Below are 20884 nucleotides of genomic sequence, written 5' to 3'. Positions count from 1 at the left end.
CAGATGTGCTATACAGCGCAAGTCGCGACACAGCAACAGTTAGGGAAAAGTGGGAAGATGAATAGGTGAACTCTGAAGCGCTTGAAGAAAGCAACGTGACAATTAGTACCAGCGGCGCACAGGGCAGCGGATTTGAACGGCGTGCAGTGATCGATCTGTCGGCCATCCGCAACAACGTCAAGCAAATTTCTGACGTGGTAGCCCCCGCTGCAGTAATGGCCGTCGTCAAAGCAGACGCCTACGGCCATGGTGCAATCCCAGTAGCCAAAGCAGCAGTAGAAGGTGGCGCCAGCTGGCTGGGCTGTGCCCACGTGACTGAAGCGCTAGCCTTAAGAGAAGCAGGCATCCAGACTCCGATGCTGGCTTGGCTCCATACCGAAGACACTCCATTTGAGGCTGCCATTGACGCCAGCCTTGATCTTGGCGTATCCGGATGGGAACTCGAACGAGTTGCCGCAGCGGCTCGTGCCGTACAGACCCCAGCACGTATTCATCTGAAGATTGATACCGGACTGGGAAGAAACGGTTCCACCATGGACGATTTCCCTGACCTGCTAAACCGTGCCAGTGCTTTCCAAGAAGAGGGACTACTGCGAGTGGTTGGCTTGTTCTCCCACCTTGCCGTGGCGGATGAACCTGAACGTCCAGAAACCGATGCGCAGTTGGACTTGTTCTCCAAGGCTATTGAATTGGTGGAGGCCGCAGGATTCCATTTGGAAGTTCGCCATATCGCCAACACCCCAGCAATTCTCTCGCGTCCAGACGCCCACCACGACATGGTTCGTTTGGGTCTCGGACTCTACGGTCAGAGCCCTTTCGAGAATGAAACGCCAGAAAGCTTTGGGCTACGTCCGGCAATGAAGCTAGTGACCCGGGTAGCCAACGTGAAAAAAGTGCACGCCGGTCAAGGTGTTTCCTACGGTTTGAACTACAAGACCGAAGGTGAAACCTACCTGGGGCTCATTCCTATGGGCTATGCAGATGGCCTGCCTCGTATTGCAACCGGTGCACCAGTGACAGTGAACGGACGAAGCTACCCAGTGCGTGGACGCATTGCAATGGACCAGTGCGTCATTGACCTTGGTCCAGAGATTTCACCAGAAGACTATTTGGGTGCAGAAGCCATCATCTTTGGTGAGGGCGGACAATCCGTGAATACCTGGGCACATGCTGCCAACACCATCAACTATGAAGTGGTGACAAGAATTTCACCACGAGTACCGCGCCACTATGTGGAAGGAAGCTGGGGAGAAGCCGGTGAATGAAGCTAGCCAAGAGTTCACTTGCCAGCTCACGGACCTCACACAAACTGAAGCGCTCGGCGAAGCATTGGGAGCACAGCTAAAAGCAGGGGATCTGGTGATTCTCACCGGTGCGCTTGGCGCCGGAAAGACTACACTGACTCAATCACTGGGCGTGGGACTGAATGTGCGAGAAGGAATCATCTCACCGACATTTGTTCTGGCTCGCCAGCACCCATCTCTGGCAGACGGGCCCACCCTGATACACGTCGACGCCTACCGTCTAAAAGATCAGAATGATGTGGACACCCTTGACCTAGAATCAACGTTGACTGAATCAGTTACGGTGGTCGAGTGGGGATTGGGGAAAGTCGAACACCTCTCAGATTCACGCCTCGAAATCACCTTGGACCGTGAGGTCAACGCAATAGCAGTAGAGAATCCATGGGAAGAATCCGAAGAAGAATTGGATGAACCTAGAGAATTCACGCTCAAAGCTATTGGTCCACGCTGGGACTCACAGAGCTTTGCTCTGCTGAAAGACAACCTGCGCTCTGCCATTACTGCACAGCCCACCGGAGAGAAGCATGCCTAACTACCTGTCCATCGACACTTCGGCACATGCCTCGGTAGCACTGGTCGACTACACCACTGGTTCAGTTATTGCCCAGAAGACATCCCCTAAGGGAAATGACCAGACAGAGACCTTGGCCAGCTACGTCAGGGACTTACTGGAAGAAAACAACGAGCAAGGTAAAAACCTTGCTGGCATTTTTGTTGGTGTCGGCCCAGGGCCATTCACCGGACTGCGCGTTGGTCTGGTGGCGGCACGCACCTTCGGTTTTGTATGGAATGTCCCGGTCTATGGAGTGATGTCCCTTCACGCGCTCGCTGAACGCGTACTTCGTTCTGGAGAGAGCCCAGAAGAATTCGTTGTTGCTTCGGATGCGCGACGCAAAGAGCTGTACTGGGCACGCTATGACAGCGACGGCAAGCTGTTGGACGGTCCTCATGTCTCGTCTGCCACTGAGCTGCCTGCCTTGCCTGTCTATGGCGTGGGAGCCGGACTGTACGTCGAAGAACTAGAATCTGTTGGCGCTAAGCCATGGGTGCGGTCTTTCGATTGGGTTGTGGACGCAGCGCATCTGGTCGATCGTGGAATGGATGATCTGTTGGCAGGCAAAGACCTATCCGACACAGCCCCGCAGTACCTTCGCGAGTCTGACGCTCAAGTTCCAGCATTCATGAAGCAGGCCAAAGCATGAGCGTGACCTTACGCGAGATGACTGCGGATGATATCCCTGAGGTTCATCAACTTGAGACTGAACTCTTCCCTGAAGACGCGTGGCCTCTAGCCGCCTTCGAATCGGAACTGGCGCAGAGCGAAACTCGGAATTACTGGGTGTACGAGAGCGATGGCCAGATCATCGGCTATGCCGGGCTATGTACAGTCTTGCCTATTAGTGATGTTCAAACCATCGCCATTAATCCTGAATTTCAGGGACAAGGGCTGGGGCGCAAACTACTGACACTTTTGGTTGAGACTGCCAAACAGCGGAACGCCCTGGATGTCATGCTGGAAGTCCGTTTTGATAATCCGACGGCCATTGGCCTGTATGAATCGATGGGCTTCATTACGATCCATCGACGCGTTGGTTATTACAAGGGTGGCGTTGACGCCTTGATCATGAGACTGCAATTGGATGCCCCGCAGGGACAAGAGGAAGCACACAAAGTATGAGCACTACTGAACCCATTGTTCTCGGCATTGAATCTTCGTGCGATGAAACCGGTGTGGGCATTGTGCGTGGCAATCGACTGTTGGCCAACGCGGTATCGAGCTCCATGGATGAGCATGTTCGCTTCGGCGGGGTCATTCCTGAGATTGCTGCCCGTGCACACCTTGAGGCCTTTGTCCCAACCTTGCAGGCTGCTCTAGACACCGCAGAACTGACCTTGGATGATATTGATGCCATAGCAGTGACCAGCGGCCCGGGCCTGGCTGGAGCACTCATGGTGGGAGTCTCGGCTGCCAAAGCACTGGCCCTAGCTACCGGTAAACCACTGTATGGAATCAACCACCTCGTAGCCCACGTTGGAGTAGGTGTCCTTGAAGGAACAATTCTTCCTCCGACCTTCGGCGCATTGCTGGTCTCTGGCGGGCACACCGAGATCTTGAAAGTCACCTCACTGACCAATGACGTGCAATTGCTTGGCTCCACCATTGACGACGCTGCCGGCGAAGCCTACGACAAGACCGCGCGACTTCTAGGACTGGGCTATCCTGGTGGACCGGCCATCGATAAGGCTGCTAAGGAAGGAGACCGTAAAGCCTTCCGTTTCCCTCGTGGATTGACCCTGCCTAAATTTGTGGGCAACGAGGAGAATCCTGGCAAACACCGCCATAACTTCTCCTTCTCCGGGCTGAAGACCGCCGTGGCGCGCTGCGTAGAACACTTCGAAGCCAATGGCGAAGAAATCCCTGTGGCTGATATTGCCGCTTCATTCCAGGAAGCTGTGGTGGATGTGATTACCTCCAAGGCCGTTCGGGCCATGCAAGAGCATGGTTTGAAGACCGTGCTGCTTGGTGGGGGAGTCGCAGCTAATACTCGACTGCGTGAACTCCTCGCTGCACGATGCGGCTCGGCCGGAATCTCATTGGTCGTACCCCCGTTTAGCCTATGTACCGATAACGGCGGAATGGTTGCTGCCCTGGGCGCTCAGCTCGTCGCTGACGGCGTGGCACCCTCAGGGCTGGACTTCGCGACAGATTCATCGCAGCCGGTAACCAACATTGTTCTAAGCTAGGCTCCCTCGCGCCTGTCGTCGCATGACGACCGAAGGCACCTCTCGGAAACAATTACCAATGCCACTTGGCTTGCGTTCTTAGACGCAAGCCAAGTGGCATTTTTGCGTCTTCTCTATGTCCTACGTTGTTGGTGTGAATATAGCGGACGGCCATCATTCCTACTGCCTTGTCCAGATGAACGGCACAGCTGTGAGTGTTTGCAAAACGACAACTTGTCGTCGGAAATGAAAGCCAACTTCTGGGTCGCGTAGAAATTTTAGGCCTTCAAAAAATTCTCAAGAAAAGTTTGCTTAACCGATTGACCATCTGTGATTCGCGCCACTAAGGTTGTTGCTAAACCGATTAACCTTATAGAACGGGCAAGCAATGACTGCACAAGGTTTCTACCAACCCAACGGTGCGTGGGTAGGCGATGTCATTCCCTGGCAGGAGGATGGAGTCTTCCATCTCTTCTACCTTCACGAAGACCGCGGAGTCTCTGGAGACGGAATGCCATGGCATCGCATCGTGACCAAAGACGTGGTGAACTTCGAAGAAACCGGAGAAGCAATTGCTTCCGGCGGAGCCACGGCAGATGACTACAACATCTACACCGGCAGCATCATCGTTGATGTCGAAGGTACACACCACGCGTTCTACACCGGCCAGAATCCAAACCATCTCGGAGCAGACGGGCGTGCACTACAGCTGGTTATGCACGCAACGAGCCACGACGGCATGGAAACCTGGCAACGCCACCCCGAAGACACCTTTGGTGCCAGTGCAGGTTATGAGACCGGTGACTGGCGAGACCCATACGTCTTCTGGGACGCGGAATCAAACCTGTGGCGCATGCTCATTACCGCTCGCCACAATACTGGCGCAGAACGGCGCCGCGGAGTCATCGCTCAGTGCACCTCCACTGACCTATCCACTTGGGAGCCGATAGAACCCTTCTGGGATCCACGCCGCTACATCGCCCACGAATGCCCCGAAGTTTTCCAATGGGGAGACTGGTGGTACCTGGTCTACTCGGAATTCAGCGATGCCTTCACCACCAGATATCGCATGTCGCGCAGCCTCAACGGACCATGGATTGTTCCAGAATTCGACACCTTGGACGGGCGAGCATACTACGCCTCCAAATCGGCAGAACGAGACGGACGCAGGTTCTTCTTTGGCTGGATCGCTTCCAAAGAAAACTCAAGCGACGCCGGTGCCTGGCAATGGGCAGGAACCCTCTCGGTTCTTGAAGCGGAGCAACGTGAGGACGGAACCCTAGCGTTCCACCCACCAGCCGAGTTCCGATCAACCTTCCAAGAGCCAGAAGATGTACTACCTGCTCAAACCCGTTTGGTAGCTAACGACGGCTACGCCGATCTGCTCACCGAAGAAGACACCCCAACTTCCTTCCGACTGCGTGCTCACTTTGAGATTGAAGAAGGAACCCGTGAGGTAGGCGTCCTGTTGCGGGCTAGTGCTGACGGGGATGAGGGCTATGCATTGCGCCTCGAACCACAACGTAACCGCCTCGTTTTGGACCGGTGGCCACGCAGAGTTCCAGGTACCGAACAATGGCACATCGATGGAGACGTACCCTTCGCGATTGAGCTTGAGCGACCAGCAGTCATCGGAGCAGGTCCTCACGAATTGGACATCATTGTTCACGGCGATTTGTGCGTTGCCACTCTGGACGATGCAACGGTGCTGAGCACCCGACTTTATGACAGGCCAACCGGTCGTGCCGGTGCCTTTGTCGGTGAGGGAGCAGTCACCATCTCACAATTCACCATCGCAACACGCGATATCGAAACCACTACTGAATCACCTCAGGAAAGCTTGGCTTTCACTCCATCGGTATAACCGACATTCGTTCTCAGACTTCCACTTGCACTACGACTTCAATGGAGAAACTCATCATGGCTAAGACAACTCGCCGCACCAAGTTCCTGCCCATCCTCGCCGCAGCAGCCCTCGCGCTCTCTAGCTGTGGAGGAGGAGCGGGAGCAGACCCATCCAACGTGAACCCAGAAGGGGAGATCAAGCCCCGCGAAATTTCTTGGTTGCTCTCACGACCCGCTGACGGCGGAGTGATCAAAACGATGGAACAGATTGCTGACGAATACGCAGAAACTCACCCAGGTTTCTCCCTGAACCTCGTCACCACACCAGACCGTCCTTCCTACATTCAGAAGTACGAAACCCTAGCCGCCGCGAACAAGCTTCCAGAGCTCTTCGACACGGATGCCACCCCTTTCGCTCAGAAGTTGGCCAGCAAGGGGCAGATGATCGATGTTGACAAGTTGCTCACGGATCTTGGCCTGAGCGATGAATACCGTGAGGCGGCACTGAACTACCAGCGCTTTGATGACGGCTCCCTGTACATGGTTCCCTTCGAGTTCCAGCTGGAATTCTTCTGGTACAACAAGGACGTCTTCAAGAAGGCAGGCGTTGAAGTCCCAGCTTCGCTCGATGATTTCCCAGCTATGTGCGAGGCATTAAAAGACGAGGGCATCACCCCTATCGCCCTAGATGGCAAAGACCAGTGGCCGCTGGAACGCTACATGTCTTACTACCCATTCCGCATGTCCGGTCCGGAATACGTACAAAAGTTGAAGACCGGTGAAGCAAGCTTCTCAGACCCAGAAGGCAAAGCTGCAGCCCAGTGGCTCTCGGATCTTGGCAAGGCAGGATGTTTCCAGAAGGGCTTCTCGTCCGCCGGCTACTCGGATGCACAGGGACTATTCACCAGTGGTAAGGCCGGTGTCTACAACATTGGCACCTGGGAGCTAGGCAACCTGGCCACCGATACCTTGGACGCCAAGGTTCGCGACGACGTTGACTACTTCACCCTGCCGACCATTGATGGGTCCGCCACCGCAGAGAACGAATATGTCACCCCTTCAGGCATTGGTATGGCCGTGAACGCTAAAACCTATGACCCTCTAGTACGCGACTTCCTCGCCTTTGCTCTGGAACGCTACCCAGAGCTCTACGCTTCCACCGGTGCACTATCACCAACCACCGGAGCGAAGACCACCGTGCCTAAGACGGCCACCAAGCTGTACGACCAGGCCATCAAGCAAGCTGATGAAGTTGGCAGTGCCATCGCGATGCCGTGGGACACCCAGCTGGATCCAGCAACCAATACCCGACTGCAGCAGGAACTGACCCTGCTGGTCCAGGGCGACATTACTCCAGATGAGTTCGTCGCCACCATGGACGCCGCACTAAAGGAGAACGTCGGTGACTAGCGTTCTAGACACTGCCCCAGCAGCTCAGCCGGCGCGCGCTCGCAGGCTGAGCCGGAAGGCACCAACATCAATGTTGCCTCGTCGTTCCAAGCTATCGGTGGCGGTATTTCTTCTGCCACCACTGGTGATCTATGGCGTTGCCGTACTACTTCCTATCATTCAGTCCCTAGTCCTGAGCTTCTTTAGCTGGGACGGCATTACCGACATGGATTTTGTCGGTCTTGATAACTACGTGAAGATGCTTTCTCGTGATGATGTCTTTTGGACCGCGTTTATCAATGCAGTGGGATACCTCATCATCTGCTTGGTCCTCCAACTTGGGGGAGCTCTAATAGTTTCCAGTTTGCTCACGGCTCTGCCTAAAGCGCGCGAACTGGTCAAGACCCTGTACTTGTTGCCTGCAGTGATCTCTACTGTGGCCATCGCCTTCTTGTTCCTGCGGGTCTACTCGTTGGAGCCAGTAGGTATGTTGAACCAGCTACTTGAATGGGTTGGCCTTGGCCAATTGCAAACGGCGTGGCTGTCCAATGTTCAGACCGTCCTGGCAGCAGTATCCATTCCTGAAGGATGGCGCTACACCGGCCTATACATGCTGATCATCTACGCGGCGCTGATCTCGGTTCCTCGCGAACTCGAAGAAGCCGCCCGTTTGGATGGAGCCTCGTGGTGGCAAGTTTTCTGGAACGTACGCTTCCCACATATTCGTCCGGTGTGGACCACGACAACCATCATGGCAACCACCTTTGCCTTGCGTGGTTTTGATATTCCGTATCTGCTGACCAACGGTGGCCCAGGGCAATCCTCGGAACTGCTCACCACCTACATGTATAAGACGGCCTTTGTGCACACCGACTATGGCTATGCCAGTGCAATCTCGGTCTTCATTGTGATCGAGTGCCTCGTAGCCGTTGGCCTGATCCTTCTAATGCTGCGACGAAAGGAAGACTCGTGAGCACAACAGTTGAAGCTAAGCCTGAGGAAGCCATGATTGAGCCGCCGGTCGCCAAGAAGCCACAACCTTCGCAGGGGAGGCCACGAAAGCTCAAAATACAGCGCACTCTACTGACCGTGACCATCGTGCTCATCGTCATCGTGCAGGTGTACCCGCTGCTGTGGCTGTTCTTGACCAGTTTCCGCACAGCAGCTGATTTTGCTGGTGGCAATGCCTTCTCCTGGCCCAGCGAATTCACGTTGGAGAATTATTCGCGAGCATTTGAGACCGGTAATCTCGGCCTCAATATCGTCAATAGTTTGATAGTCACTCTTGGAGCCAGTGCACTGATCGTTGTCGCAGGCATGATGGCAGCCTACGCGTTGGAAGTCCTAGGTTTCCGACTCAGCCCGCTGGTCAGAGCCCTGTTCATGCTGGGCATTATCGTTCCGGTACAGATTGCCCTGGTGCCGTTGTTCATTGACTATTCAAAAGTCGGGTTGCTCGATACCCATCTGTCGATGATCGTTCCGTTGGCTGCCTTCTCGCTACCGATGTCCATTTATCTGTTCTCGTCGTTCTACGGATTCATTCCGCGAGAGACTTACGAAGCAGCTTCCCTTGATGGCGCCGGACCGTACCGTATCTTTGCCCAGATCACTCTTCCACTGTCGCTGAATACCATCGTCACTGTGGTGCTGGTTAACAGTATTTTCATTTGGAATGATTTCATCTTCGCCAATACCTTCGTGCTCTCCGACGGACTGAAAACTATTCCACTTGGCCTGCAGAACTACATTGGCGCCATGGGAAATACGGACTGGACAGCCACCTTTGCAGCTGTGTGTGTTTCGGTCACGCCACTACTCTTGGTATTCCTCGTGCTGAACAAGGCAATGATTCAAGGCTTGGAGAGCGGAGCAACTAAGGGATGAGGACAGAGAGACACAGTAAACACGGTGCTCCTGTCACCATGCGAGACATTGCCAAGGAAGCCGGCGTATCGGTGGCAACTGTCTCGCATGTAGTCAACAACAAACAGGGTGCACGCATTGGTGAGGAGACTCGCCAACGCGTGCACGAGGCCATCGATCTTCTGGGCTATCGAACCAACGCTTTGGCGAAAACCCTGTCGGTTGGATCCTCACGGTTTATTGGATTGGTTGCTGACGCCATCGCAACCACGCCCTTCGCGGGGCAGATCATTCACGGTGCTCAAGATGAGGCGTGGAAACACGGCTACGTGTTGTTGGTGGCCAACATCGATGGCAATAAAGCCGCTGAAAATGATGCCATTGCCATGATGCTTGAACATCAAGTTCGCGGCATCCTGTACTCCACCTGGTACCACCGCGAAATTGAAGTCCCGGAATCACTACACCAAACCGACACCGTATTGGTTGACTGTTTCTCCACCGGAAGCGGCCTTCCAGCGGTGGTTCCTGATGAAGAACAAGGAGGTAAGGCAGCAACGCAAGAACTCATTGATGCAGGGCATCAACGAATAGCGTTTATCAATACAACCACCCCTTCACCGGCATTGACCGGCCGTCTAGCTGGCTATCGCTCAGCACTTGAATCCTCAGGGCTCGAATTCGATGCGTCCCTTGTCATCTCGGCCGTTCCTGAACAAGAGGGAGGCTATGAGGTAACCAGCGCGATTATCGCTTCTGGTGCGAGCGCTGTGTTCTGTCACAACGACCGAGTGGCTATGGGCCTCTATGACGGACTGAGGGTCCGAGGTCTAGATGTCCCTAAAGATATTGCCGTGGTCGGATTTGATAATCAGGAAGTCATCGCGGCCCACCTGAGGCCACCACTGACCACGGTGGCCTTGCCACACTACGAGATTGGAGCCGCTGGAATACGAGTTCTCTTAGGGCTGGAACGTGAACAAGACAATGCGTTATATCTGATCAATTGTCCGGCTATTAAACGCCAGTCCGTTTAGTAGCTACATAATTCTTCAGGCACATTCAGGGGCCTGATTCTCCATAATTTTCTACCGGCAGTGCTGCCGGACTTCTCAAACTATTCCTCTCCCGACTATGCATAGACGCACACGCGGGGAACAGGAAGGAACGCGCAATGATGCACGAAATTTCTCGACGTAGTTTGTTTCAAATTGCTGGTGTTGGTGCACTCGGGTTGTATGCCGCCGGTGCACTACCGGCAGCAGCCCGGGCGCAAAACTCTCAACGGGCCTTATATCACATGACGCCGCCTAAAGGATGGCTGTGCGACCCACAACGTCCGGTATATCTCAACGGCACTTACCATCTTTACTATCTTCATTCCGGGGTGAACAACGGCAACGGCGACTGGGACCACGCGACAACTGCGGATGGGGTTTCCTTCACTCATCACGGAGTCGCAATTGCACAAAAACCAGACTTTCCCGTGTGGACCGGATCAACGGTAATTGATGAAGATGATACGGCTGGGTTTGGGCCAGGAACCCTCATCGCATTAGCTACCCAGCCCACCGATGGCATCCGCAAATACCAGGAGCAATACCTGTACTGGTCAACCGATGGCGGCTATACCTTCCAGGGCCTGCCAGACCCGGTCATCGTCAATACCGATGGCCGAAGTGCCACGACACAAGCCGAGATTGAAAACGCTGAATGGTGCCGTGACCCGAAAATTCATTGGGACTCGGCACGCAATGAATGGGTTTGTGTCATAGGGCGAGCCCGCTACGCAGCGTTTTACACCTCAACCAATCTGCGTGACTGGCAGCTGAAGCGAAACTTCGATTTTCCGAATCATGACCTGGGCGGCATCGAATGCCCAGATCTCTTCGAAATGACCGCCGATGATGGGACTAAGCACTGGGTCCTTGGCGCCAGCATGGATGCCTATAGTGTCGATTTGCCGATGACATACGCCTACTGGACAGGGGAGTGGGATGGAGAACAATTTAATGCCGATGATCTAGAACCTCAGTGGCTTGACTGGGGGTGGGATTGGTATGGAGCTGTCTCCTGGCCTTCTGCCCAGAACCCAGAAACCAGAAGGCTGGCGATCGGTTGGATGAATAACTGGAAATACGCGAATCGTGATGTCCCTACCGATGCCACAGATCATTACAACGGGCAAAACTCCATCGTGCGCGAACTAGAACTTTCTGCACAAGCCGGTGGGAAGTATTCCTTGCTTAGTAGCCCGGTGAGTGCGCTGTCTTCCTATGCCACATCGACGGTCCCCTTTGAGGATCAGAATGTTGACGGCAGTTTCGTCCTTCCTTGGAATGGACGTGCCTATGAACTCGAACTCGACATTAGTTGGGACTCTGCAGCGAATGTCGGTGTTTCTGTAGGACGTTCGGCGGACGGGAAGCGGCATACAAATATCGGCAAATATGGGAGCGATCTCTATGTGGATCGTGGGCCATCAGATCTGGACGGCTATTCGTTGAGCCCCTATTCAAGGGCTGCCGCGCCTATCGATGCTGGTGCACGGTCGGTGCACTTAAGGATCTTTGTAGATATGCAAAGCGTCGAAGTGTTCGTCAATGACGGTCACACTGTGATTTCGCAGCAGGTGCACTTCACAGAAGGAGATACCGGTATCTCCTTCTACACTGACGGTGGCCCGGCAACATTCTCAGGGATCAGCATCAAGGAATTTGCTGAACGGATCTGAGGCGCAGGTACTGCGTGCTGCTATTGAGCACTATAGATAAAGTCTCCGGCCCGAATGAAACATTTCGGGCTGGAGACTACGAAAATTAGACAGTGAGAATTCGATTTCACATTAAGCAAGGAAAGCTCGACCTTAGGTATCAAGGTCGAGCTTTCCATACGTCAACGAGGACTTCCTAATACCGGTCCTATGCGTCGACAGACACCTTCGAATGGCGTAGGAACGGATCCCCATCTACTTGCTGATCATCCTTCTTCAGCGCGAAGAAGCCGTAAATACCGGCAACCAGTACCACCGCCGAAATAGTGATGAATGTTTGCTGGTAGCCCAGACGATCGTGGAGTGCACCTAGGGGAGTGGAAAGAATAACGTTGCCAATCTGTGCCGAGACCTGGAATCCAACCATGTACAAAGTGGCCGAAAGTGCGGGGTTGAAGTGCAAGGTGAAGTAACGGAACACCGGCAAGATAAACAGCGGAGTTTCAATGGCGTGCAGCATCTTGATCGCTGATACCCACAGAGGATCATCGACCAGTGCGCATCCAAGGATACGGATGAACATAATGGAGACGCCCATGAGCAACGACGTGCGCACGCCAACACGACGCATGACGATAGGAACGATGCCCAACATGGCGGCTTCAACGAAGACCTGAACCGAGTTCAAGATGCCGTAGACTTGCTGGCCAATCTCCGGTGTTTCAAAAAGCCCGGTGTAGTAGTCGGGGAACATCTGCTGGTCAAAGACGGTGTAGAAAGTCCAAGACAGCATGACGAAGAGAATTATCAACCAGAGGCTTGGCAAGCGGAATAGCCTGAACATATCGCGCAAGGTCGGGGTGGAAGCCGGCGACAAGATACCGTCAACAGGAGCTTTCTTGATGACTGGTGGTTCACCGTTGCGGGAGAAAATCAGCAACAGGAGATGGATCAGACCAAGCGCGGATCCAATCCAGAAGTTCAGTGCAGGGTTGATGGTGAATAGGAAGCCAGCAGCCAGCGCAACAATGGCGTAACCGAAGGATCCCCACATACGTGCTTGTCCGTATTCAAAGTTAAAGCGACGGCTAAAGCGTTCGGTGAGAGCTTCAAAGAGACCAACACCTGCAAGGAAGCCAACCGAGAGCACGATGGAACCCAAAACTACGCCAGTCATAAAGTGCGACTGAAGCAGTGGCTGGTAGACCCATGTACAGAATGGGCCAATCAGTGCGGTCACCGCAGCCAGAACTATTGCTAGGTGTTTTCTAATGCCGAGCCGGTCCTGGATGGCACCGTAAGCAAACATGAGCACAAGTGTTGCCAATGAGTTCACCGAGTAAACGGTGCCCACCTGAGCGCCACTCAAGGCTAGTCCAGCGGATTCGCTGGTGAGCCAGATTTGGAAGAAGGACCACCAAATGCCCCACGATGCGAAGAACAAGAGCATCGAGAAGGAGCTTTGGAGGTAGGTAGGATTTTTCAGAGAAGTCGTAAAGCCAGCCATCTTTGTCCTGGATTCTTTCGTTAATGCTGTGAAGCGTAGTTATTGATAGCGAGGGAGAAGTCTTCAATCCAAGGGGGATTGGCTCCGGCTTGTGCCACGGTTAGTGCAGCTGAGGTTAACGCATGACGAAGCGCAACTTCAACATCTTTAGAATCGGCAGTTGTTCCACCACGAAGCGCAAGAGCCAATTCCGGATTAGCTAATACTCCATAGAGCAGACCGGACATAAAAGCATCACCAGCACCAATAGTGTCAACCAGAGTGGTAGATGAAGCCTCGAAATCAATACGGCGTCCAGAAGTCAGCGCGAGGCAACCGTCTGCTCCTTGGGTCATCACGACCAGACCCGGTCCGAGGCTCGCGATGTGCTCTAGTACTTCCCAAGCTTCAAGTTCGGGATAGAGCCACTGGCCATCAACATCGCTGAGCTTCACAATGTTGCTTAGGGACATTAACAGTTCAATGCGCTCAATAGCCGAGCTTTTCTCCTGAACGAGGTCAGGGCGGAGGTTCGGATCATAGCTCCGCAACGAGTGAACAGATGCATTCTTGAACGCATCAACAATGCACTGGCCTGAAGGCTCGATCCATGCGGCGATGGAACCTGTATGAAGTAACTCGGTGGCATCATCAGCTTGTATGGCAGGGATTTGCTGGTGGATATCAAAAGTGTAATGAGCATTGGAAAGCTCATCCATCTCCACTTGCGCTACCGATGTGGAACGTTCAGTGACGGAGCCGGCAATAACTTTTACTCCGGCATTCTGAAGGTGCTCGGCAATTTGATTGCCATAAGTATCGCGTCCGAACTCGGTGGAGAAATGAACCTCATGACCTAAGCGGGCCAGCCCGACGGCCACGTTTAGAGGCGAACCTCCGGGGTGAGCTGTTCCGTCAACTACGTCGACGAGCGATTCTCCCATAACTTCGATGCGACTCATGCGTTGATCTCCAGAGCATTGTCCGAGAGCTGTTGAACAGTGAATGAAATGCTCGTGCCAGAAGCTACATGCAAGCTCGCATAGGCGGGGGAGTCTTCCCCCGTCAGCTGATCAGTCAGGGAACGCCGACCATCGGCGGCCAGGATTTCAATTGATCCATGATCCACTAATACCTGTACGCCGAGCTTGCCTATATTTGTTGGCAAAGGCATGTGCTGGTTGGATGCATAGAGTTCATGATCCACCTTGCCAGTCTCGCGACGATGCTGAATCTTTTCGGAATCGATAGTCAGTTCACTGATCAGCGAGTTATCCGAACGATAGAAAGAAAGTACCGTTGGATCACTGGAGCGCTCAACAACGCTCAACTCAATCAAGGCAGGGCAACCCAGCTCAATACGGGTGTCACCGGTTGGAGCTGGTGTACCGGATTCTTGTGCCGCGGGTAGTCCGAGGATGCGCTGACGAATCTCGAATTTGCCATCGTTGTTCTTGACCAAGTCCAGATGACGAGCCGCACTCATAGAGCCACGCCATCCGTCGTGGGGTAGCTGGCGAGCGTAGTCCCAGTTGCTCATCCAAGCAATGAGGGTCTGTTGATCTACTGGAAGACCGTGGAAGCTGACTCCGGCATAGAAGTCGCGGCCCCAATCCAACCAGTCGCCTTGCTTCAAATCCTTGTACTCGAAACTCTCCCAGCCAGGGCGAACCTGCTCAGGTGTGAAGGTGGTGCCATCAAATTCACCAACGAAGTATTGAGTGCCGGAGCCACTTGCAACACCGCCCGGATTCAACGAAACAACCAGTACCCACTTGAGCTCATCGGTGCCGGCTACTGGCAATTGGAAGAGGTCGGGGCATTCCCAGATTCCTGCCACTGCTGCCTGTGGGCCAAAGCTTGAAAGCTCGGTCCAATCCTTCAGGTTCTCTGAACGGTAGAACAGTACCCGACGTTCAATTGCTTCTACAGCAACCATGACCCAGTACGAACCTTCTGCTGATTCGTAACGGATGACCTTCGGGTCGCGGAAGTCTTTGGAGCCACGATCAAGTACGGGGTTGTTCTCGTACTTGGTGAAGGTGGCGCCGCCATCAACTGAGTACGCGATGGCCTGAGACTGGTTGGTCTCGTCTTTGGCGGCCGCGGTGTAAATCGCAATGACCGGAGCAATCGTTCCATCGCCAAAGCCAGTGGTGTTTTCATGATCCACCACGATGGAGCCTGAGAAGATGTCTGCGACATCGCCGTGGAGAATCGCGATCGGTAGTTCTTCCCAGTTCACTAAGTCAGTGCTGACCGCGTGGCCCCATGACATGTAGCCATGGCCAACGCCGTGCGGGTTGTGCTGGAAGTAGAGGTGGTACTGCTTTCCGTCAAAGAAAAGTCCGTTGGGATCATTGATCCAGTTTTTCTTTGCTGTGAAGTGTAGCTCCGGTCGCTTCACCGCGACCTGCTGTGTATTGGGCAACGCTGCCATCCTTCAATAAGAGTGTGATAAATCCATTTAGCATAGAACTTTAGCAGTGTGACCCAGACCTCGCAATAGACTAGGGTCGAATATTGCAGGTAAGACAGTGGCAAGAAGGAAAAGTGGAAAAACCGAAAACTAAGCGGGTCACCATTGCTGACGTTGCGCAGGCCTCAGGTATGTCGAAGGCTGCCGTCAGTATGATCCTGAATAATAAGCCCGGAACGCGTCTGTCTGCAGAGACCAGCGAACGTGTTCGCGGGGTTGCTAAGAAACTGGGATACCGTCCGAATGCCGCGGCCCAATCACTACGCAGTGGAAAGACTCGAACCCTCGGTTTTATTTCAGATCAGGTAACTGTTACCCGCTTTGCCTCGGAAATGATCACCGGCATCTTGCGTGCCGCCGAAGGGCGCGACCACACGGTTCTGATTGCTGAAACCTTTGGTAAGCCAGATCAGTTGGCAGAAGCTGTTACTCAAATGGCGCACAGAGATGTTGATGGATTGATTCTCGGGTTTATGGATTCACGCCAACGTGAACTTGATCTTCCATCCACTGGTCTACCGACCGTTCTAGTTAACGGCCTTGATGGGAATCCCAGTACAGCGGTACTTCCCAATGAATATGAATCTGGCGCCAAAGCGGTGCAACGAGTCATTGAATCTGGAGCCCGTACAGTTGCCGTGATCGGGCAGTTGGAGAACGCTGAGAACCTGCCAGAAACTTATCCCAGCATCACGCGGCGCTTTGGCTCAATTCAGGCAGCACTGGACAAGTCAGACTTGGAAGTCGTTGGTCATTGGGTGCTTGAAGACTGGAACCCTAGCGACGGATATACCGCGACAACGCAGATGCTTGTTGAGGGGCACCGGCCGGAGGCCATTATTTGCGCGAATGACCGTGTGGCTATGGGAGTATTTCAGGCGCTCGCCGAGCAAGGTTTGATGCCAGGAAAGGACTTGTCGGTCCTTTCCTTTGATGATGAAATCATTGCCACCTATCTCCGGCCGCAGCTCAGTTCCATCCGCCTCCCTTATGAGGAGATGGGGGCGTTGGCAGTCGAGCTATTGCTGGATGGCAAATTGGAGCCGGTGGAGCACCAGATTGATATGCCGCTGATTGAGCGTGACTCAATGAAGAATCATTGAGCCACGCCAAAGCTTAGGAAGCTGTCGCTCCTGCAATCACTGGGTTTTTCAGCTCACCGATTCCTTGGATCTTGCAGATCACCTCATCGCCTGCGCTGATTGCTTGGCTCTTGGCAGGGAAACCGGTCATGATGACATCTCCCGGCTGAAGGGTCATGAATCCACTGAGATAAACAAGGATCTCTTCCACACCCCACCCCAAGTTTTTCGTCGTTGAGGTTGGCAGGTCTTGACCATTGTGGACGATGCCGATTTCCAACTCCTCGTCATCTAAGCCCACGACGATCCAGGGACCAATTGGAGAGAAGGTGTCTGCGCCCTTAGCGCTAATCCATAACTCATCAGACTTCTGCGCATCACGATCCGTGACGTCATTGCCGATGGTCATGCCCAAGATCGCGTCGCGCGCAGTCTCTAGCGTGAGGTTTTTTGCCGGGGTGCCGATAACAATGGTGAGTTCGGCTTCCGGTTCCACTCGTGCTTCTGGATTGTCCAGCTTGATCGCGTCAAACGGACCGACCACCGAGCTGGTTGCCTTGTGGAATGCCTGGGGTGGAAGTGCGCGTCCTGGTGCGCCGGTGTTATGGGCCATTCCAAAAATGTTCAATGGGGCGCAAGGGGCAAGGAGGGTGAATTGGTTTTCGGAAACCACGCTGCCGACTTCCCAGCCTTCGCGTGGTGCGCTGTTCTGATTCGCTATCGAGGTGGGGAATGGTGAGTCGATGACTGTCCATTCTCGTCCCTCGGGGGAATTGAAGTCTTCTGCATCATTTCTCACGAAGAACTGTTCTGGAATGTGGGAGGTTGGTGCATCTTTAGGGTGAACGCGTGCAATACGGTATGAGGCCTTTGGCATGAGGACATCCTACCTCCTGCAAATGACCATTAGATGCTTCAGGTCACATTGCGACGGGACCTATTGAAGGCCGGTGGTTACCTGGCGTTCATGACAGGATGGGACGAGATTTACCGGGCCACTAAATCCCTGTGTGATCTTGCTATCATTTTGCCAAAAGTTACCTATTAGTAGGCCATTAAGAGCCTTGCTTGAAGTCCGGAATCACGCCAATGTATAGCCGTGCGATGCAATTACAAAAGCGAACCGTGCTCTAAAAAAAGAAGTTGACAGTTCTCAACCTTTTTTAGAAGGTTGAGTAATGTCAACTTCTGCCCCGCCTTTAGAACCCGAGGCAAAACCTGAAACGGCCATGAAGCCGTCGCAGGTCATGCTCTCCATTTCAGGTCTGATGGCTGCGATGTTCACCGTGCTGGTGTCATCGACAGTTATCGCGACCCCGATGCCAATTATCGTCGCCGACCTCCACGGCACAAACACCCAATACACCTGGGTACTGGTTGCGGCCTTCCTTTCCATGACCGTCTCCACCCCGATCTGGGGCAAGCTCTCAGACATCTTCAACCGCAAGCTGATGCTACAACTCGGCTTGATCATCTTCGTTGTTGGTACCGTTGCGGCTGGTTTCTCCAGCCAGATCGGTGGCGACACACATGAAGGGGCCATGTCATGGCTCATCGGCTGGCGTCTGGTTCAGTCGGTAGGTACCGGTGGTCTGATGGCACTGGTACAGGTAGTCATCGCCGACATCATCTCGCCTCGTGAACGTGGCAAGTACATGGGCATCATGGGCGCGGTCATGGCCGTGGGGCAGATTGGCGGCCCATTGCTCGGTGGCGTTATTGCCGATAGCTGGGGCTGGGAATGGTGCTTCTTCGTCTGTGTCCCATTCGCCGTAGGCGCATTGATCTTGATTCAGTCGACCCTGCATATCAAACATGTACGTGGTAATACGAAGATTGACTTCCTCGGTTCTGCCCTGATCATCGCAGGCATCAGCTTGCTGCTGATCTGGATCAGCCTCGGTGGCAAAACCCCGGACTCCGGTGGATTTGCTTGGGACTCCTCGCAAAGCATCACCATGGCTGTGGTGGCTGGCGTATTGATTATCGCCACCGTGTTCTGGGAACTACACGTCAAAGAACCCATCATCCCGATTCGTCTTTTCGCCCAGCGCACCTTCGCACTGGCATCCATTGCTTCGGTGGCCGTTGGTGTCACCATGTTCGGTACTGCAGTCTTCCTGAGTCAGTACCTGCAGCTTGCCCGTGGTTTCACCCCTACCCACGCTGGTCTGCAGACACTGCCGATGGTCCTTGGTTCCATGTTTGGTGCCATTGTTGTCGGTCAGCTGATCTCTCGTACCGGACGTTGGAAGATGTACGTCGTTGGCGGCGCCGTGGTGCTGACTGCTGGTTTATACCTGATGTCGCTCATCGACTATGACACCCCACTGTGGTTCGTAGACCTTGGCATGTTCCTACTCGGTTTGGGCTCGGGTGTGCTGATGCAGAACCTGGTGCTGGTCACCCAGAACTCCCTGCCACCGCGCATGATTGGTGCCGGTTCCGGTGCTATTGCCTTCTTCCGTAGCTTGGGCGGCACCATTGGCGTGTCCGTTCTGGGCTCGGTGCTGGGAACCCAGGTAGCCGACAAGATGAAGGACGGAATGTCCAACGTCGTAGCAGAGATCAATAAGGCTGCTGGTGTCCCACAGCTCTTGGTTGATCATCCAGACTGTGCAGACAGCCTGGAGTCCTTGACCAGCGGTAAGGTCCCAGCGATCAATGATCTCTGCGAACCAGTACGTGCCGTCGTGGAAAGCTCTTATGGTCAATCCATCGCCTTCCTGTTCTTGCTGGTGGTGCCACTAGCTATCGTCACCTTGATCTGCGCCATCTTCTTGCCAAATAAGCCATTGTCCAAGAAGTCTGCTTCGGAGCAGATCGAAGAGGAACTGGGCGCTGAGCTTTCCTCATTGGAGCCGGCAGAACGCGGTGGCCGTGGATACGAAGAACTCGTTGCTACCGGTGCCATTACCTTGCCAACGGACGAAGAGCTGAAAGAAGCTCGTCGCCAAAACCGGGCGGCTCGACGATTGGATGAGCGTGGGTTAGTTGAGCAAGTGATGCGCAACCGTGCAGCACAGACCAACGCTGCCTTAGATCCAGAACTTCCGCTGGAGCAACGAATGGAAGCCGCCGAGGCGGATGCCCACCATGAATCAGCACGAGTTGGTGCCATGGTGGAGGAATTACAGTCCAGTCTGGAACGAGCACGTGCTGCTCACGCCCAGATTGAGGATCAGGTTGCAAATACCGTCAATGCTTTGAAGACCTACGATAACCGTTTGAACGTTCTGGGGGAGCGAGTCGACGAGACTGAACGTGTGCAGCGTGAACTGCAGGTCCAAGCACGTGCAGAACGTACGGCGACGAGCCGTGCACAGGGCCGTCATGCGGCTCAGCTAAGTTCCAGCGAGTCGGAGGTTACCGAAGGCGCGCCAATGCAGTCATCTGCCGACGAGGAATCAACGGGTGGTGCAACAAAGCAATCCCGGAGCGAAGAGTCGTGAGTAACGTCAATGGTTCGGCGCTTGATGACATCGAGGCTGCCTTTGCTCGGCTGGCTCCAGCGGTCAAAGGGCGCATGGCGGCGAACGCCAGGTCGTTCCATCCTGAACTGCGCGGAGCTGGGTTCTCGGTATTACGTGCGGTGATTCTTAGTGCGGTGCGCCATCCAGATCAGGAACTGACGGTTTCTGAATTGGGTGCTGGCTGCCATATGGATAAGTCGGTTGTTTCTCGTCAGCTCAAGGACCTGAAGCAGTGGGGGCTGATTCAGGTAGAGCGCTCGGAGCACGATGCGCGAGTCTATTTGGTGAGTCCTACTGAAATCGCCATGCAGCGGTTTCGGGAGATTAAAAAGAACGCCCGCGAAGAATATTGGGACCTGTTCGCGGAATGGGATCCAAAGGATGTCTCTGAATTAGCTTCACTGCTCTTACGCTTTTCGGAGCAAGTCGAGGAACGCTTCCGAGACTGAGCATTGACAGGGCAGAAGAAACGTCGGTGGGCGGTAACTGATCCTTTGATCAGTTACCGCCCACCAACTTTTTA

General features: G+C 54.0%; 18 protein-coding genes. 14 read left to right on the top strand and 4 right to left on the bottom strand.

Going from position 1 to position 20884, the window contains the following annotated elements:
• The first annotated feature begins 65 nt into the window (after positions 1-65).
• From alr to QMQ05_RS11360, 11 genes are all read left to right on the top strand, one after another.
• On the top strand, positions 66-1265 hold the full coding sequence (gene alr / locus QMQ05_RS11410; RefSeq protein WP_434063140.1) for an alanine racemase: 1200 nt from the start codon (positions 66-68) through the stop codon (positions 1263-1265).
• Positions 1258-1836, top strand: a complete 579-nt coding sequence (tsaE, locus tag QMQ05_RS11405) for a tRNA (adenosine(37)-N6)-threonylcarbamoyltransferase complex ATPase subunit type 1 TsaE (protein ID WP_345470147.1) — start codon at positions 1258-1260, stop codon at positions 1834-1836. Before alr ends, tsaE begins: the two co-directional genes overlap by 8 nt.
• A complete protein-coding gene (gene tsaB, locus QMQ05_RS11400; RefSeq protein ID WP_345470145.1) occupies positions 1829-2506 on the top strand; it encodes a tRNA (adenosine(37)-N6)-threonylcarbamoyltransferase complex dimerization subunit type 1 TsaB in 678 nt (225 codons plus the stop codon). Before tsaE ends, tsaB begins: the two co-directional genes overlap by 8 nt.
• Positions 2503-2982 (top strand): ribosomal protein S18-alanine N-acetyltransferase, encoded by a 480-nt coding sequence (gene rimI, locus QMQ05_RS11395; RefSeq protein WP_345470143.1) that lies wholly within the window; start codon positions 2503-2505, stop codon positions 2980-2982. The genes tsaB and rimI overlap by 4 nt, the downstream gene beginning before the upstream one ends.
• Positions 2979-4049 carry a tRNA (adenosine(37)-N6)-threonylcarbamoyltransferase complex transferase subunit TsaD gene (gene tsaD / locus QMQ05_RS11390; protein WP_345470141.1) on the top strand — a complete coding sequence of 357 codons (1071 nt, stop codon included), beginning with the start codon at positions 2979-2981 and terminating at the stop codon, positions 4047-4049. The genes rimI and tsaD overlap by 4 nt, the downstream gene beginning before the upstream one ends.
• 367 nt (positions 4050-4416) lie before the next feature.
• Positions 4417-5892 (top strand): glycoside hydrolase family 32 protein, encoded by a 1476-nt coding sequence (locus QMQ05_RS11385; RefSeq protein WP_345470139.1) that lies wholly within the window; start codon positions 4417-4419, stop codon positions 5890-5892.
• 56 nt (positions 5893-5948) lie between these two features.
• Positions 5949-7283, top strand: coding sequence for an ABC transporter substrate-binding protein (locus tag QMQ05_RS11380; protein ID WP_345470137.1), 1335 nt, complete (start codon positions 5949-5951; stop codon positions 7281-7283).
• Between the two features lie 70 nt (positions 7284-7353).
• Complete coding sequence (locus QMQ05_RS11375) at positions 7354-8235, top strand: carbohydrate ABC transporter permease (RefSeq protein ID WP_058254858.1); 882 nt, start codon at positions 7354-7356, stop codon at positions 8233-8235.
• 32 nt (positions 8236-8267) lie between these two features.
• A complete protein-coding gene (locus QMQ05_RS11370) occupies positions 8268-9149 on the top strand; it encodes a carbohydrate ABC transporter permease (RefSeq protein WP_204723295.1) in 882 nt (293 codons plus the stop codon).
• Positions 9146-10165 (top strand): LacI family DNA-binding transcriptional regulator, encoded by a 1020-nt coding sequence (locus QMQ05_RS11365; RefSeq protein ID WP_345470135.1) that lies wholly within the window; start codon positions 9146-9148, stop codon positions 10163-10165. The genes QMQ05_RS11370 and QMQ05_RS11365 overlap by 4 nt, the downstream gene beginning before the upstream one ends.
• Positions 10166-10302: 137 nt before the next feature.
• Entirely contained in the window at positions 10303-11862 is a 1560-nt protein-coding gene (locus QMQ05_RS11360; RefSeq protein ID WP_345470134.1) for a glycoside hydrolase family 32 protein, read from the top strand.
• Between the two features lie 187 nt (positions 11863-12049).
• Here QMQ05_RS11360 and QMQ05_RS11355 read toward each other — a convergent pair whose 3' ends face one another.
• Genes QMQ05_RS11355 through QMQ05_RS11345 form a run of 3 tightly spaced genes read right to left on the bottom strand, consistent with a single transcriptional unit; the run spans position 12050 to position 15758 of the window.
• Complete coding sequence (locus QMQ05_RS11355; RefSeq protein WP_334123642.1) at positions 12050-13348, bottom strand: MFS transporter; 1299 nt, start codon at positions 13346-13348, stop codon at positions 12050-12052.
• A gap of 20 nt (positions 13349-13368) precedes the next feature.
• The gene (locus QMQ05_RS11350; protein ID WP_345470131.1) at positions 13369-14289 is read right to left on the bottom strand and encodes a carbohydrate kinase family protein; all 921 of its coding nucleotides are present in this window, start codon (positions 14287-14289) and stop codon (positions 13369-13371) included.
• Positions 14286-15758: a glycoside hydrolase family 32 protein gene (locus tag QMQ05_RS11345; protein WP_345470129.1), complete on the bottom strand. Its 1473-nt coding sequence runs from the start codon at positions 15756-15758 to the stop codon at positions 14286-14288. Before QMQ05_RS11345 ends, QMQ05_RS11350 begins: the two co-directional genes overlap by 4 nt.
• A gap of 122 nt (positions 15759-15880) precedes the next feature.
• Here QMQ05_RS11345 and QMQ05_RS11340 point away from each other — a divergent pair, with 122 nt between their 5' ends.
• Positions 15881-16909: a LacI family DNA-binding transcriptional regulator gene (locus QMQ05_RS11340; RefSeq protein ID WP_345470127.1), complete on the top strand. Its 1029-nt coding sequence runs from the start codon at positions 15881-15883 to the stop codon at positions 16907-16909.
• Between the two features lie 13 nt (positions 16910-16922).
• On the opposite strand, the gene QMQ05_RS11335 is transcribed toward QMQ05_RS11340, so the two are convergent.
• Positions 16923-17765: a fumarylacetoacetate hydrolase family protein gene (locus tag QMQ05_RS11335; RefSeq protein WP_345470125.1), complete on the bottom strand. Its 843-nt coding sequence runs from the start codon at positions 17763-17765 to the stop codon at positions 16923-16925.
• A gap of 301 nt (positions 17766-18066) precedes the next feature.
• Here QMQ05_RS11335 and QMQ05_RS11330 point away from each other — a divergent pair, with 301 nt between their 5' ends.
• Both QMQ05_RS11330 and QMQ05_RS11325 read left to right on the top strand, forming a co-directional pair.
• Positions 18067-20340 (top strand): MDR family MFS transporter, encoded by a 2274-nt coding sequence (locus tag QMQ05_RS11330; RefSeq protein WP_345470123.1) that lies wholly within the window; start codon positions 18067-18069, stop codon positions 20338-20340.
• A complete protein-coding gene (locus tag QMQ05_RS11325) occupies positions 20337-20810 on the top strand; it encodes a MarR family winged helix-turn-helix transcriptional regulator (protein WP_345470121.1) in 474 nt (157 codons plus the stop codon). Before QMQ05_RS11330 ends, QMQ05_RS11325 begins: the two co-directional genes overlap by 4 nt.
• Positions 20811-20884 lie beyond the last annotated feature (74 nt).

The sequence above is a fragment of the Glutamicibacter sp. B1 genome (genome assembly GCF_039602135.1).
Taxonomy (GTDB): Bacteria; Actinomycetota; Actinomycetes; order Actinomycetales; family Micrococcaceae; genus Glutamicibacter; species Glutamicibacter ectropisis.
The sequence above is the reverse complement of the archived record's forward strand: the minus strand, read 5'-3'. Positions and strand labels throughout refer to the sequence as shown.